This is a genomic window from Hallerella succinigenes, assembly GCF_002797675.1.
Taxonomy (GTDB): Bacteria; Fibrobacterota; Fibrobacteria; order Fibrobacterales; family Fibrobacteraceae; genus Hallerella; species Hallerella succinigenes.
The window spans coordinates 499,395-514,345 of record NZ_PGEX01000001.1 but is presented as its reverse complement, the minus strand read 5'-3'; the positions used below and the strand labels follow the sequence as shown (position 1 = coordinate 514,345).

The window sequence follows — 14,951 nt, the reverse complement described above, 5'->3', positions numbered from 1 at the left end:
GAGGAAAAATGACAAGGAAAGCCGTCGTAATTGGGGTAGATCATAGTTCAGGAAATCCGCTAAACAGTTGTATTCTTGATGCGCAAGAAATAAGCAAATTGTTGTCGAAGAATGCAGATGGTTCTGATAATTTTGAAATTACAGAATTACATGATGCAACTGTAAACGAAGCTTTGAATGCCGTTCAAGAATTATTTCAATCGGAAGCCGATGTCGCTTTGTTCTATTTCTCTGGACATGGTGGATTGTATCAGTCTGTTGGTAGTCTTCAAATGACTGATGGCCCATTGATGTTGAAAGGATTAATGGAATCTGTTTTAGAGTCAAATAGCCAAAATAGAATTGTGATATTGGATAGCTGTTTTTCTGGGGATGTAGGAAATATCCTTTCGAATCAATCTTTATTGGTCCCAGGAGTTACATTTATGTCTGCATGTAAACGCAATGAAGTTTCTAAATGCGTTAAAGGGCGATGCAGCCTTTATACAAGTTGTATAGTTGACGCTTTGTCGGGAGGAGCTGCTGATTTATTTGGTGACGTATCTTTGGATTCGATTCATTCGTATGCTGATAAAATCCTTTCTTCAGGAGGGCAGCATCCTGTATTTAAAACAAGTGCTAATGAATTTTTGTCGCTTAGAAAAGCTGCGCCGAGGATTTCAAAAGACGAATTAAAGGAAGCTTTGCTTCTATTTCCGAATGTTGATTCCCAATTTCAGTTGGACCCTTCTTTTGAAGAGACGAATGTCGATGGTTCGCAAGATCGTCATTTGAAACCTTATGCAATTGATGAAAATGTTCGGATTTTTAAGAAATTACAACGTTTGCAAGGTTTTGGGCTCGTCATTCCAAATGATGCAGATTATATGTATTGGGCCGCAATGAAGTCCAAATCGTGTTCGTTGACACCTATTGGGCAAGCGTACTGGCGAATTTTTTCTAATAATTAGATAGTTCTGAGGTATCTTATGAGAAAAGCATTGATCGTAGGAATTAACTACTATAAATCGCGATTTATTAATAATTTGAAAGGCTGTGTCAATGATGCGACAAATGTTGCACGTGTGTTGACGCAAAATGCAGATGATACTGTAAATTTTGAATGCAATGTTTGCCTTGCAAAAGATCGAAACTCTTCAATATCTTCAAATGAGTTGCGAGAATCTATTCGAACTCTGTTTGCTGGAGACGACGATATTGCTCTTTTGTATTTTTCAGGGCATGGTTACTGCGATTCTGTTGGTGGTTATTTGATTTCTTCCGATAGCCGAACAGGATGTGATGGTGTTACGCTAAACGAGGTTGTTACTCTAGCAAACCAGTCAAAGTGTAAAAATAAAATTATAATCCTTGATTGCTGCCATTCTGGTGTTGCTGCAGAAAATCCAATAAGTGGTGTTAGCGAAATTAAGGAAGGTGTTGTAATTTTGACGGCTTGTACGAAAATACAGCCCGCAATGGAAAAGGGTGGGGAGGGAATATTTACATCTTTGCTTGTAGATGCACTTAATGGTAGTGCCGCAAATTTAATAGGAAATATTACGCCAGGAAGTGTATATGCCTATATTGATCAGTCGCTTGGAGCGTGGGAACAGCGTCCCGTGTTTAAAGCGAATGTAAAGAATTTTGTGTCGCTTAGAAAGACTCAACCAACGATTTCTTTAGACGACTTGCATAAATTAGTAAGTTTATTCCCTACTTCAAATTATGAGTATCCATTAAATCCAACGTATGAGCCTGAAATGAAGGGGCGTTCTGAAGGAATGCCGGGACCTATATTAGAAAATACTCAAAAGTTTGCAATATTACAAAAATACAATCGAGTAAATTTATTAGTTCCTGTAGATGCCCCTCATATGTGGCATGCGGCTATGTGGTCGAAAAGTTGTAAGCTGACTGCACTTGGTCGTTTTTATCATATGCTTGTACAAAAAGGACGGATTTAGAGAGTAGATTTCTTTGTATTGGTCTTTGTATTATTTTATGACTCCCCAAACCTTCTCCAAAATTTTCTGGAAGCAGTATCTTCTGCTTGAAAAGGACTTCCTTGAAACGGATGAGTTCGTGACGATTGACAAGAGCAACTTCAAGACGTTCTCCAGTCGTTACACTTATCTGTTCTTGAACATCTGCAGCGAAATTGATTCCATTGCAGAAGAATATTGCAAGGTTGTTAATGCTCCTTCGAAGGTCAAGAACATCTTGCAAAAGATGACGGTCATTGTGAATGACGAGCCGAAGATTAAAGATCAAAGGGTTTCTACGAAGTATCCTTACGAGATTATCAATTTTGTCCCGTTTGCCGGTTTTGATAGCGAGTCGGCTGCCGGCTGGTGGCAGGATTATAACCTGGTCAAGCATTTCCGTGCCGATGTTCCGGAAAAGGGAATCCCGAACTATCAGCGAGCGCACTTGAAAAATGTGATGAACGCCCTCGCCGCCCTCTACATCCTCTGCCAGAATCTCTACAAACTCCTCGGCCCATCCGACTTGCAACTCGAACCGTCAAGGCTGTTTGAATCTTAAAAAATGCTGAAATTTGCAAAAAAAAGAGAAAAACACTGGAAAGTGCGTTTTTTTTTGCTGTTACCTCTTGCTTGAATATAGCAAATATGCTATATTTATTTCATGGAGTTCATTTTCTTTCCGGATCCGCAATCTTATGATCCCCAGAGAGGGGAGTTTAAGGATCAAACTGGAGATGTCGGGAAGGAAATAAAGGATTTGTCGAAACGTCATCGCGACCTGTATTTGCGTGTTAAAACGTTTTTAGAGGTTCTGCTAAAAGTTAGTGATTTAACCCCATTTTTGCGAATTGAGCAGATTTATAAATTCCCAAAGGAATATGAGGATCTCTACGAAATGCGAATTCCTAAGCAAGCGCGCGGTGGCGTTTTCCGAATATATTTTTGTATGTCTTTGCGTAAATTGAACACTCTTATTTTGCTGTGTGCAGAACTAAAGCATAAGACAAAGCCGATGAAGCTTGAAACGGCAATGCAAAAAATGAAACAGTACAAGGAACTTGTCAAACAGGGAGTCATGTCATGAAAAAAGATCAAGTCTTAGATTACATGGATTCGCTCGAAAAAGAAGACGGAAAATTGGCTTCGTTTGTGAAAACGTACGAGGCTCTGTCTTCGTTCTTGACTGATTTTGATTTCATGAAGGATTCTTTGGGGCTGACGCAGAAGGACATTGCCGATAAAATGGGAACGACGCAAAGTGCGATTTCTCGCATCGCGTCGCTGAAAACGAATCCCTCCTACAAGCAGTTGCTGAAGATGGCAGAGGCTGTCGGCGGGAATTTGTACATCACTCCAATGAAGGACATGACAGTCCAGGTTCCGTACGATTTGCAGGAAACTGTTCGGAAGTTGGCCGAAGGTGAAGACAAGACGACGAACGAGTATCTAGATGAAGTTATTCGCGATGCTGTTGAATCGGAATATGAATCCTACACAAAGATGTCCATTCCGTGGAATAAAGTGTGCGAACCGATTGCAACATACAATTGCGAGTCCAACTTCATGTGGAAAAAAGCCGAATGGTCAATGATGAATTTGCAAAAAATTGAGGTCACTTCGTTAAAACCAGAAACGCAGAAGATTGCTGCTGCTTAAGGGAAGGTTGAATATGAAAGAAAAGTTTCAACAACTCATAAAAATGCTTCAATTATTTGATGTTCGTTTCATGGATTCCCATGAATCTGTCTTGTGCTTGCCTGACAACTTGGCTTTAGGAAAAGAAATTGCAATTGAGTCGGGCCAGGCTTTTGCTAAAGAAGACCCTGTAGTTAAAGAAGATTCGATATTTTTCCGCGTGAAATATGTGTTCAAGTTTCTCTGTGCGAAAAAGGCTTATTTTAAAACAGAATATGTTGTTATGATTTCCTTCAAATCCAAGGATGTCCAAAAAGCGTCGGAGTTGTTGAAGGACGAAGAATTAAAGAAATTCTTTGTGGAAAAACAGTTGAATCGAACTCTGTGGACAATTCTGCGCGGGACGCTTATGGATGCCTTCAATCGGCATTCTTTGCCCCCTGTTCAGCTGCCTTGGATTATTTAAAAAAGAAAAAGGGCGGGCGTTGCCTGCCTTTTTTGTATAAAACGCCCAATTTCGCCCCAAAATCGCCATTTTGCCTATTGTGCAGAAAAATAATGAATTTATTTTTACTGCATGGCGTTCAAGGAAGCCGACTTAGAGAAAGTGTTTATTGACCTCCTGGTTCAGGAGGGCTGCAAGTACGTGCCCGGCGAGGCGATTGGCCGCGGCGAGGGCGAGGTCTTGATTGAGCAGGACCTGCGCGACTACTTGCACCGTCGTTACGATTCCGAGGGCATTACCGAGAACGAAATCCGTTCGGTTGTTTTGCAGTTGCGGAATCTTTCGGCGAGTGCGCTTTACGAGAGCAACAAGAAGTTCTGTTCCTGGCTTTCGGATGGCTTTATGCTCAAGCGCGAGAACCCGAAGGATAAGGATTTTCTCATTGAGCTTGCGGATTTTAGGCCGCTGGGTGAACAGAGAAAGTCGGGTTTCGGTGTCGATGATGATGAAGAGGCGATGCCGCTGGCGGCCGATGTGGCGGCGAAATACTGCGCCGACTGCAATATCGTCAAAATTGTAAACCAGTTTGAAATTGTCGGCTCCGAAAAGCGTATTCCCGACGCAATCCTTTTTGTGAACGGGCTCCCGCTTGTGGTGTTCGAGTTCAAGAGTGCCGTGCGCGAAGAGGCGACGGTTTTCAACGCATACGAACAGTTGACGGTGCGCTACCGCCGCGATATTCCGCAGTTGTTTGTCTATAACGCCTTCTGCGTGATTAGCGATGGCGTGAACAACAGGGCGGGCAGTTTCTTTGCCAAGTACGATTATTTTTATGCGTGGCGACGCGTGGAATTTGGCGACAGGCGAATCGAGGCCGAGGGCATCGAGAGCCTTTACTCCATGATTCAGGGAATGTTCAATCGCAAACGCCTGTTGGACATTTTCAAGAACTTCCAGTATTTCCCGGACAGTAGCAAAAAGGAGCAGAAGGTCCTGTGCCGTTATCCGCAATATTATGCGGCGCGGTCTTTGTACGAAAACATTTGCAAGGCTCGCAAGCCTTATGGCGACGGCAGGGGCGGCACGTATTTTGGTGCGACGGGTTGCGGCAAGAGCTTTACGATGCTCTTCTTGACGCGGTTGCTCATGAAGTCGCTAGAATTCAAGACGCCGACGATTGTGCTGATTACCGATCGCACCGATTTGGACGACCAGCTTTCGGGACTGTTTACAGCGTCCAAGAAGTATATCGGCGACGAACGCGTCGAAAGTGTGGAGAGCCGTGCCGACCTGCGCGAAAAGTTGCAGGGCCGCAAGAGCGGAGGCGTGTTCCTCGCTACCATCCAGAAGTTCAGCGAAGATATCGAACTGCTGACCGACCGCGATAATGTTGTCTGCATTTCGGACGAAGCACACCGCACGCAGACGAACCTGGACCAGAAAATTACGGTGACCGATAAGGGCGTCAAGACGAGTTTCGGTTTTGCGCGTTACTTGCACAATTCCTTGCCCAATGCGACTTACGTGGGCTTTACGGGCACGCCGATTGATGCGACGCTCGATGTGTTCGGCCCCGAGGTCGATATTTACACCATGACCGAATCGGTGAAGGACGGCATTACGGTACCCATCGTTTACGAGGGGCGTGCCGCCAAGGTGGTGCTGAACAATTCCGTTCTCGAAGAGATTGAGAAGTATTACGAAGAAGCTGCAGAATCGGGTGCCAACGAATACCAGATTGACCAGAGCAAGCAGGATGTGGCGCAGATGGGCGTGATTCTCGGCGACCCAGACCGGTTGAAGGCTGTGGCGAAGGATTTCGTGGCGCATTACGAAGCCCGCGTTCAGGAAAAATCGACCGTTCGCGGCAAGGCGATGTTCGTTTGTTACAGCCGCCAGATTGCGTATGCGCTGTACAAGAACATCTTGGAGCTGCGCCCGGAATGGGGCGTGGCGAAAATCTGCGACGATGCGGAATTTGCGGGCGAGGCGATCGAACTTACCGACAAGGAAAAGCGGGAACTGAAACCGGTTGAAAAAATCAAGATGGTCATGACCCGCAGCAAGGACGACGAAAAGGATCTTTATGACTTGCTTGGCGATAAGGACGCCCGCAAGGAACTGGACCGCCTTTTCAAACAGGAACGATCCAACTTCAAGATTGCGATAGTCGTGGATATGTGGCTCACGGGTTTTGACGTTCCGTGCCTCGACGCCATTTACATCGACAAACCGATTCAGCAGCATTCCCTGATTCAGACGATTTCCCGCGTGAACAGGACATTTGCTGGCAAGGACAAGGGAATTGTCGTTGATTATATCGGCATCAAGCGCAAGATGAACTTGGCACTAAAGCAGTACGGAGCCGGTTCTGAGCAGAACGTGGAAGACATTACCGCCGCGATTACGGAGTTCCGCAACCATCTGGATTTGCTCGACAAACTGATGTACAAGTTTGATGCGTCGGTGTATTTCAAGAGCACAGGCGACGGTGCGGAATTGAAAAAGTTGGAATGCCTCAAGCAGGCGCAGGAATTCGTGCAAACCACGAAGGAAAAGGAAGCCCGCTTTATGGGCCTTGCGAAACGCCTGAAGGCCGCATACGACATTTGCGTCGGCAACGAGGGAATTACGCAGGCCGAGCGCGACCGTGCGCATTTCTACTTCGCAATTCGCTCCATTTTGCATAAACTCACCAAGGGCAATGCGCCCGATACCGCGCAGATGAACGCCCGCGTCCGCGAGATGATTGCCTCGGCACTCCAGAGCGAAGGCGTAGAAGACGTTTTGCAGTTGAGCGATGCCGAAGCCGACCAGGCAAAACAGAACATCTTTGACGACGAATATCTGCAGCACATCAACCGCATCAAGCTGCCGAACACGAAAATCAAGTTGCTGCAAATGCTCCTGCAAAAAGCCATTGGGCAAATCCGCAAGGTGAACAAAGTCAAGGGCGTCAACTTCACGCAGAAAATGCAACAGCTCGTGGAACAATACAACGACCGCACCGAACAAGACATCTTGAAAAGCGAAGTCTATGAAGAAATGGCCGAAACCTTGACCGACATGATTGTCCAAGTCCGCAAGGCCTTCACCGAAGGCGAAGAAAAAGGCCTCAGCTTCGAAGAAACCGCGTTCTATGACATTCTAAAATCGCTCTGCGTCAAGTACCACTTCACCTATCCCGAAGACAAACTAATTGCCCTCTCAAAACGCGTCAAGATTCTCGTTGACGAACAAGCCGCATACCCCGACTGGGACAAGCGCGACGACATTAAATCCGCATTGAAAGTGGACTTGATAATCCTTCTCGATGAATTCGGCTACCCGCCCGTCGAACGCGACGAAGTCTATGGGGAAATCTTTGAGCAAGCTGAGAATTTTAAGAAGGGAAGATAGAAAAATAACTTGTTGATATAATTCATGTTCTCTTTCATTCGCAAATTCTTTGAACGCCGCAAGGCCCTTGCCGCTGAACGTAATCGTTTATGTAACGATTTGTTGCAGCGTGTTTCTTGGGCTCTGTCAGATTATATTAATGCGAGCAAAACGAAGGATGCCCTTCAAAAATGGATTGACGATAAAAGCAAGTTACTTGTAGAAGTAAGTGATATCAGTGAATTTAAAAGGTCGTCTTACTACAAGCAATTAAAACAGCAGAGAAAAGTTTTTGACGAGTTCTATGAACAGGCTTCAAATAAGATCAAGGCTTTTATTGCAGAAGAGCGACAAAAGCGTGCCGATGCCGAGCATGTTTCAAAGAAAGTGACCCAATGGGCTTCGGAACAAAAGTCCCAAAAGATTAAAGCATCTAAATCAAAGGAATTGAAGCGAAAAATAACGAAGTTGGCGAAAGATGTGGACGGTTCGATTCCTGCAAATGAAGAATGCACTTGTTGCGGAAAAGATGGAAAAAGGAAGATGCTTTATTCAACGGAGGGTGAAGCGCAAATTGTCGCGGAATATCGTTCTAAAGAAATAGGAATTCCGCTACGCGTTTACCCATGCCCCAATGGCTGTGGGTTTCATCTCACGAGCAATCAGTTTTAAATTATTTTTTCCTCATCTTCCCGCCAGCGATTACCACCAGTAGGGCGCCAGCGGCTACTCCGCCGACTTTCTTGAGGTCGCTCCAGAATTGCCGCCGGTTTGCTTTGCACTGCTCGCAGAGTTTCTCGGTGTCTTCGGGCTTGTCGCAGCCGCACTTCTTGCATTTGTTCCAGAGCTTTTGGGTCATAAGCCTTTTCTCCATTTTGCAATCCGCGTTTCGCATTCTGCTTTAGGCAATCGTATGTTTATGGTCATCAGAGCTTTCAGGTTCTCCGCAGCTTCCGAAGCCGACAATAATCCATATTCAACGAAATTGTCAAATAGGTAAAGGATGCCGGAGACTTTCACGTTGTCCTTTTCTGCGGCGGAACGAAGTTTGCCGTCACCCGTCAAAAGCCGTCCATCAACCTTTTGGGCATAATACCAAACGGAACAATCTGCAATCGAAGTATTGTTTTTGCTGGTAGACTGCAAAAGCAAAATTTCGCTAAATTCGTCAAATTCAAATATCGCGACACCCAACTTTTTCAATTTAATAAACTTCTGAATTATCTGTTGTTGTTCTGGTCTCTCAATTTCGCTAATTACCAAATCGGTTGTGCAAATTTCGCAGGGTAGGGCAAAGAACGCTTCCAGCAATTGGACTGAAAGTAGGTCAAATATGACGTTCGCGTCACTGATGACAATCCGTTCTTCGATCATACTAGTGCGAGATCCCTACGGACTTGTTCAATGTTCTGATGCAGCAGGCTTGCGGCCTTGGATATGGTGATGAGTTCCTTACTCAGGGCCTTATAGACCAGGCTTACGAACCTGGTGGATTCTTCGTCGTGGTATAGCGATGTTTCGATGAGGGCCTTGAATTTCGTCGCCTTATTTTTCTGGATGCAGAAGGTTCGGTAGCGCTGTTCTGAAATAATGCCGCATTCCTTCGCCTTGTACATGATCGCGTCGCAAGAAATTCCATAACCGAGCTGGATGGCTCTCAGTTCCTGGTACGAGATGTCCTTGCGGGCCTTGCCGAGAATCCGCTTGAGTTCAGGTTCCGGGACTAGCATTTCGCTTGCGAACAGGTGGCAGAATGATTCTTCTTTCTTTTTATCAATGGACTTAGGGAAGCGAAGTACGAGGTGCCCGAGTTCGTGAAGCGCGGTAAAGCGTTTCCGTTCGACGGAAAAAGCCTTGTTCAGAATGACAACATGGAATTTTTCATTGACCAGGCTGCTCATGCCGTCAAAAGATTCCGGTGCGTCAATCTCGATGACTTTTACGCCGTGATTTTCGAGTAGGTCGATTACGTTCACGATGCCTGCCAGGCCGAGTTTCCATTCCTTGCGGACTATCGCGGCGGCCATTTTAACTTCTTCGGCTGAATTGGCCTTGATTTGGGGTAGGCGGTGTTTCTCGGCGGCGGTGCTGCAGATTTCCTCGATGTTGATGTAGCGTTCCATCAGGTCGGCGATGGTTTCGCGGAGGCTGTTTTCCTTTTTCTGCGGGAGCGTGCTTTTCTTGCGGAACCTCACGGAATCTACCTGCACCGTAAAGGGCCTGAAAAAGTAGTCAATGGGCAGGCCCAGCGCCTTGGATAGAGCGATGATGACTCTGCTGTTCGGTGCCAGCTGGCCGTTTTCGTACTTTGAAATCGCCATCTTTGAAACGACATTCCCCATGGCCGCACAAAGTTCGTCCATGGAGAGCCCTTTCATAATTCGGGCGTTTTTAAGCCTAGCAGAGAAAATGGAAAGATTTGCCATAGCGCCTCCGTTGTTTACAAATATATATTATTTTATAGAATTTGTAAACTAAATGAATTTGCCACTGTTTTGCCTTGGTTTTTTGCCATTTTTCCCAATATTAAGTACATTAATACCCGACTGTTCCTCAAGGAGTACCCCATGAAAAATCGTTTTGCACTTACGCTTATGGCAACGCTCATCTGCAGTACGCTTGCCATGGCGCAGCTCCAAAAACTTCCCGCTCCGGCAAAGACTGGCGGCAAGCCTGTCATGGAGGCGCTCTGGGACAGGGCTTCTGGCACGGAGTTCAACGACAAGATGCTCAGTGACCAAGATCTTTCGAATTTGCTTTTTGCGGCTATCGGCGTGAACCGCCCTGCCGACGGCAAGCTCACTTCGCCGACTGCCCGCAACTTCCAGGAAATCCGCGTGTTCGTGTTCACGAGCAAGGGCGTCTCGGAATACCTGAACAAGGAAAACGCCTTGAAGCAGGTGGCGAAGGGTGACCACAGGGGGCTCGTTGCCGACCGTCAGGATTGGGCGAAGGCGGCCCCGGTCAGCATCGTCATCGTTGCAGACGAGACCAAGTTCGGCAGCAGCGACGCCCGCGCCAAGGTGACGATGGGAACCGACGCGGGAATCGTGAGCGAGAATATTAATTTGTTCTGTGCCGGCATGGGCCTGGTGACCCGCCCGCGCATGACGATGGACGTTCCCGCCATTAAGAAGCTTCTCAAGCTTTCGGACTCGCAGGTGCCCTTGCTGAACAATCCCGTGGGCTACGCGAAGTGATTAGAACCGCTCTGTAAAATTTCCTTGCCCCTCTTGCCAACTTTGGCATATATGATACATTTCAGCTGCGGTTTCTAATAGTGCAGGCTCCGAAAGGCATTTGATGATTATCAAATGTTTTTCTTTTTTTCAAAGGAGTCACTATGTCTAAAGAGAAACCGGTAACACCTAATGCAAACGTGGAACTCGTCAAGGACACTTGTGCGATTATTGAGCAGGCGCAAAAGTTCGCCCACCATGCCGTCAACGAGACCCTTATCAAGCGCAACTGGCTTTTAGGAATGTGAATTCAAAAGGAGGAGCTCAAGGACAAACGAGCCGGATATGGCGATTTGGTCATATCAGCATTGAGTAAAAAATTTACTCAACGTTATGGACGAGGATTTAACAAAAGCAATCAGTATATGTTCGTGCAATTCTTTACAGACTATCCTCAAATTTTCCAATCAGTAATTGGAAAATCTGGACAGAAACAATTGGAGTTCATACCTACTAAACCTGTTGCGTTAGGTTGGACTCATTATACTTGAAAATGACAATCCGACTATCGGAATCTTGATATGTGCTGAAATTGAGAGCCAGAAAAACTTTTACTATCTGCAACATGGGAAGAAGAAGTCGCGCAGAAAAATAAGAGTCTTGACAATCCCGCTCCAGGAATATATGTTTAGTGCACAAGTGAGTAGAAAATGGTAGGGATATGTCGAACGAACTAGCCAAGCAGATATCGTATATTCTTTACAGCAGTCCTGAAGAAGATGTCAAGGTTATGGCCCTTGTCAAGGACGAGACCATCTGGCTGACGCAGAAGGCGATGGCTGAGCTGTTTGATGTTAATGTTCCGGGCATTTCGAAGCATTTGAAAAACATATACGATGAAGGAGAGCTTAGTGAATCCGCAACTGTTTCCATTTTGGAAACAGTTCAAAATGAAAATGGCCGTTCCGTAAAGCGCAATGTCTCTTTCTACAATCTCGATGCGATTATTTCTGTCGGTTACCGCGTAAATTCCGCAAAGGCCACAAAGTTCCGCATTTGGGCTACGGGAATCCTGAAGGAATATATCAAGAAGGGTTTTGTGCTCGACGACGAGCGCTTAAAGCAGGGTAACGCCGTTTTTGGAAAGGACTACTTCAAGGAACTTTTGGAAAGGGTCCGCTCTATCCGTGCGAGCGAACGCCGTATCTGGCAGCAGATAACGGATATTTTTGCCGAGTGTTCCATAGACTACGACAAGAATTCCGAAATAACGAAAAAGTTTTTCGCCACGGTTCAGAATAAGTTCCACTATGCGATAACGGGACAGACGGCGGCAGAAATCGTGTATGAGAGGGCCGACCACAAAAAAGACCACATGGGGCTTACGACTTGGAAAAATTCTCCGAGCGGCCGTGTGCTGAAAAGCGATGTGAACATTGCCAAGAATTATTTGTCAGAAAAGCAGATCCGTCAGCTGGAACGTGCGGTGAGCGGTTATTTTGACTACATCGAAGACTTGATAGAGCGGGAGATTGCTTTTAACATGGAGCAGTTTGCCGCAAGCGTGAACGAGTTTCTGGAATTTAGGCGCTACGATATTCTCGATGGCAATGGAAAAGTCAGCCGGGATCAGGCCGACGAGAAAGCTTTTGGGGAATACGAGATTTTCAACCGCACGCAAAAGATTGACTCTGATTTCGACAAGGTAATCCGGAAAATAAAGAAGAATTAAGGGATTTGAATAAATTCTAACTCCGTTACCGTCGCGATATTCCTCAGCTTTTTTTGCACGATTTTTTGCCCAATGCGACTTACCCAGACTGGAATGAACGTGATGAAGTTTGGGGTAAAATTACAGCTTCCCGCCGATGGGGAAGAGCAGAAGCTGCATTTGGTAAACCTTGTCGGCGTCCTTGTCTTCGTTCGCGATCTGGGCGATTTCCTTGCGGAAGGCGCTCATACGTTCCACGATCTTTTCGTAGCCTGCTTGCGAAATGCCGAGCGTTAAGCCCGAAATGTTGCGCATGGTGGGCGGGTCGCGGTCAATGGATTCGGCGCCGAGGGCGAGGCAATGCTGGTGAAAACCGCGGAGTGCGATTTTAGATGTGCGGTCGCCGGTTGTAATATCTTTGTTGACCAGTTCGTAGGAGCCGTCTTCGTTTTTCTTGACCAGATTGCATTTTTCGAGAAGTTCTACAGATTCTTTGGCTTCTTCGATTGTAATTGTCGGGTGGACGGATTTTGCAAGGCTTGTGAAGTCTCCGTGAAAACCGTACATGCCGATGAGGGAGCGTACAACGAGATGGCGCCAGTGCGAATATACCTGGTACTGGTAAAAGGCGAGCTGGTGCTGCCCTTCTGTAAAGCGGACGATTTTCAGCTCGTTCTGCATTTTTTGGAACCAACTGTTCTTTTCGTCCATGGTTTCGGCCTGGTTGAACCAGACGAGATCTTCAAAGAAAGAGGCTTCGCGTTTTCCGAACTTGAGGCCGGTGACGATCTTTTGAATGCTCTGAGTAGAAAGGTTCTTGTCGCCCTGCATGACGCGGCTAATGAAGTCTTTGGCCTTGAATCCGATTTTATCGGAAAATGCACGCAGAGAAAAGGCTGGGTTTGCCGCCTTTTTGGACTGGTAGTAATCGCGCAAAAATTCCCTGTAGTCCAGGTATTCGAATATTTTGCGATGTTCTTGCTTCTCTGCCATATTTAGAAAGTAGATAAATTCAAAGTTCGCAGAATTTAGAACGGTATTTTAGTGTTGTCTAGAAACAACGGCTATTTTGAGAACTTTTCCGCCTGAAATCGGCATTTTTTGTAGAATTTCGGCAGGTTTGGAACGGCAATTCTCGTTTTCCCCTGTGCTCTTTGTCACGGATCCGTTTTGAATTTGGTAAAGCCCGCTGTTTTCGGGGAGAACTTTGTCTTCGACGGAAATCTGGGTGCTGAATTCGGGATGCTCTTGGGCGTAAAGGCTCAGATAGGCTTGCATATCGATAATTCGAAAAATGCCGAAATCGGTTTCGGGGTTTTCGCCAAAATCAAAGCCGTCTTCGGTCTCAAACTTTAAGGCTTCCGCTTGAATTTCGCTAAAATCGAGTTTGCTTTGCCAAATGCGATAGCTTCTGTTTTCTTGAATGGCCCATAATGCAACCATTCCGCTCTTTTTTGCCTGCTCCATCGCCTTTTCTAAAATTTGCTTTGCAAAGCCTTGGCATCGGTAATTGGGGGCTGTAGCAAGACCATAAATGTAACCGACTTTTCCCCAGGAACTTTCGCCTTCGATCAGGTGCAGCATCGATGCGAGTTTCCCGTTTTGGTACAACGTAATTCGTGAAGAATCTTCGGAATACGGATAAATGAAGTTCGGCATGAATTCGTTGTCGTCTTCGGGAAAGCAGGTTTGCCAAAGTTCCCAAATTTGAGCTTCCGTGGAATTGATGTCGTAAGAAAAGTATTCTTCGGTCAAAAAGTCCGGATAATAAGAAAGCTTGGCCTTGCGCAGGGATTCAAGCCCCATGTCTTCTTCGCGATTGATGTATTCAATGCTCTCGGGAAGGCTTTGGGCGATCAGTTGATTGATTTTGGCATAGGCGCCTTCGTAATGTTTGTCTGCTTTTTCGACGTGCAGACAGAAGGTGTTTGCGTTCACTTTGGAACCGTAGGCGAAGGCGACCGTTTTTCCTTCGACGGTCAAGAGAATGCCGAAAAGTTCCAAGGCTTCATAGGAAGCGAGGGATCTTTCGATCATCGTTTTTTCTTGAAGGATGGTCGTGGTGGATCTTCCTTGCGAATCAATCCATTGGCCTAGAAGTTCTTCGATGGCGCAAATATCGGTGTGAGGATCGATGATTTTCCAGGCATAATCGGGATAGAGCTTGTGGAATTGCGCGATGTGATTCCGTTTGCCATGAAATTTTTTGCCAGCAAGGAGGGCGAGTTTTTCTCGGCTGTAGATGTAGTTTCCAAAGCTTCGGTTTTTGTAAAAACGTTGCGATTGCAGGGCGGGAATGCTTTGCGCTTTTTCGACGAATTCTTGAGAAAGCGAGAAAAATCGGATGGGCTGATGCGTTACCGTAGCGGCGTCGTTTTGGATGAACTCGATTGCTTTGGAAATGTCGCCCGAGCCTAAAGGTTCCAAATAGGCCCATTTTTTCGTTCCGGTTATAAGGAACCGCAAAATGAGAAATCCATCGACTTCACACCAGACGGTTCTGTAAAAAGAGGTCCAGGCGTAGAGACTAGCAAACGCGTAGTCACAGCATTGCTTGTTCGCCTGCTTGAGGTAGCGGAGAAGCGTCGGTTTGCTTTCGAGATCGATGGGATGAAACATGGATTTTTCTAATACAA

The 14,951-nt window shown here is 46.0% G+C and carries 17 protein-coding genes; 12 read left to right on the top strand and 5 right to left on the bottom strand.

The genetic code is table 11. From position 1 onward, the window contains the following. Window positions 1–8: 8 nt before the first annotated feature. The 8 genes from BGX16_RS02205 to BGX16_RS02170 all read left to right on the top strand — a co-directional run bounded on the left by BGX16_RS02205 (window position 9) and on the right by BGX16_RS02170 (window position 8,097). The gene (locus BGX16_RS02205; RefSeq protein WP_100424588.1) at window positions 9–950 is read left to right on the top strand and encodes a caspase family protein; all 942 of its coding nucleotides are present in this window, start codon (window positions 9–11) and stop codon (window positions 948–950) included. An 18-nt stretch (window positions 951–968) separates the two neighbouring features. After that, window positions 969–1,946, top strand: a complete 978-nt coding sequence (locus tag BGX16_RS02200; RefSeq protein ID WP_100424587.1) for a caspase family protein — start codon at window positions 969–971, stop codon at window positions 1,944–1,946. Window positions 1,947–1,959: 13 nt separating this feature from the next. Continuing rightward, window positions 1,960–2,526 carry a hypothetical protein gene (locus BGX16_RS02195; RefSeq protein ID WP_100424586.1) on the top strand — a complete coding sequence of 189 codons (567 nt, stop codon included), beginning with the start codon at window positions 1,960–1,962 and terminating at the stop codon, window positions 2,524–2,526. A 102-nt stretch (window positions 2,527–2,628) separates the two neighbouring features. Next, complete coding sequence (locus tag BGX16_RS02190; protein WP_100424585.1) at window positions 2,629–3,051, top strand: hypothetical protein; 423 nt, start codon at window positions 2,629–2,631, stop codon at window positions 3,049–3,051. Next, window positions 3,048–3,623, top strand: a complete 576-nt coding sequence (locus BGX16_RS02185) for a helix-turn-helix domain-containing protein (protein WP_198514838.1) — start codon at window positions 3,048–3,050, stop codon at window positions 3,621–3,623. Before BGX16_RS02190 ends, BGX16_RS02185 begins: the two co-directional genes overlap by 4 nt. 13 nt (window positions 3,624–3,636) lie before the next feature. Further along, complete coding sequence (locus BGX16_RS02180; protein ID WP_157797827.1) at window positions 3,637–4,068, top strand: hypothetical protein; 432 nt, start codon at window positions 3,637–3,639, stop codon at window positions 4,066–4,068. Between the two features lie 111 nt (window positions 4,069–4,179). Beyond that, window positions 4,180–7,446, top strand: a complete 3,267-nt coding sequence (locus BGX16_RS02175; protein ID WP_100424582.1) for a type I restriction endonuclease subunit R — start codon at window positions 4,180–4,182, stop codon at window positions 7,444–7,446. A 24-nt stretch (window positions 7,447–7,470) separates the two neighbouring features. Next, window positions 7,471–8,097, top strand: coding sequence for a hypothetical protein (locus BGX16_RS02170; protein ID WP_100424581.1), 627 nt, complete (start codon window positions 7,471–7,473; stop codon window positions 8,095–8,097). A gap of 1 nt (window position 8,098) precedes the next feature. Here the strand turns inward: BGX16_RS02170 and BGX16_RS02165 are convergent, their stop codons facing one another. Genes BGX16_RS02165 through BGX16_RS02155 form a run of 3 tightly spaced genes read right to left on the bottom strand, consistent with a single transcriptional unit; the run spans window position 8,099 to window position 9,851 of the window. Further along, the gene (locus BGX16_RS02165) at window positions 8,099–8,284 is read right to left on the bottom strand and encodes a hypothetical protein (protein ID WP_100424580.1); all 186 of its coding nucleotides are present in this window, start codon (window positions 8,282–8,284) and stop codon (window positions 8,099–8,101) included. Next, a complete protein-coding gene (locus tag BGX16_RS02160; protein ID WP_100424579.1) occupies window positions 8,281–8,799 on the bottom strand; it encodes a PIN domain-containing protein in 519 nt (172 codons plus the stop codon). The genes BGX16_RS02165 and BGX16_RS02160 overlap by 4 nt, the downstream gene beginning before the upstream one ends. Further along, window positions 8,796–9,851, bottom strand: coding sequence for a helix-turn-helix domain-containing protein (locus BGX16_RS02155; protein ID WP_100424578.1), 1,056 nt, complete (start codon window positions 9,849–9,851; stop codon window positions 8,796–8,798). The genes BGX16_RS02160 and BGX16_RS02155 overlap by 4 nt, the downstream gene beginning before the upstream one ends. A 141-nt stretch (window positions 9,852–9,992) precedes the next feature. Between BGX16_RS02155 and BGX16_RS02150 the strand changes: the two genes are divergently transcribed. The 4 genes from BGX16_RS02150 (at window position 9,993) to BGX16_RS02140 (ending at window position 12,336) form a co-directional block, all read left to right on the top strand. Next, window positions 9,993–10,625 (top strand): nitroreductase family protein, encoded by a 633-nt coding sequence (locus tag BGX16_RS02150; RefSeq protein ID WP_100424577.1) that lies wholly within the window; start codon window positions 9,993–9,995, stop codon window positions 10,623–10,625. A 143-nt stretch (window positions 10,626–10,768) separates the two neighbouring features. Next, entirely contained in the window at window positions 10,769–10,912 is a 144-nt protein-coding gene (locus tag BGX16_RS14450) for a hypothetical protein (protein WP_157797826.1), read from the top strand. Continuing rightward, window positions 10,913–11,155: a DUF1016 N-terminal domain-containing protein gene (locus BGX16_RS15170; protein WP_100424576.1), complete on the top strand. Its 243-nt coding sequence runs from the start codon at window positions 10,913–10,915 to the stop codon at window positions 11,153–11,155. It begins immediately after the preceding gene. A gap of 170 nt (window positions 11,156–11,325) precedes the next feature. Continuing rightward, complete coding sequence (locus BGX16_RS02140) at window positions 11,326–12,336, top strand: virulence RhuM family protein (protein ID WP_100424575.1); 1,011 nt, start codon at window positions 11,326–11,328, stop codon at window positions 12,334–12,336. 120 nt (window positions 12,337–12,456) lie between these two features. On the opposite strand, the gene BGX16_RS02135 is transcribed toward BGX16_RS02140, so the two are convergent. Both BGX16_RS02135 and BGX16_RS02130 read right to left on the bottom strand, forming a co-directional pair. Further along, window positions 12,457–13,308 (bottom strand): TIGR02147 family protein, encoded by an 852-nt coding sequence (locus BGX16_RS02135; protein WP_100424574.1) that lies wholly within the window; start codon window positions 13,306–13,308, stop codon window positions 12,457–12,459. Between the two features lie 48 nt (window positions 13,309–13,356). After that, on the bottom strand, window positions 13,357–14,934 hold the full coding sequence (locus BGX16_RS02130; protein WP_100424573.1) for a GNAT family N-acetyltransferase: 1,578 nt from the start codon (window positions 14,932–14,934) through the stop codon (window positions 13,357–13,359). Between the last annotated feature and the right edge of the window lie 17 nt (window positions 14,935–14,951).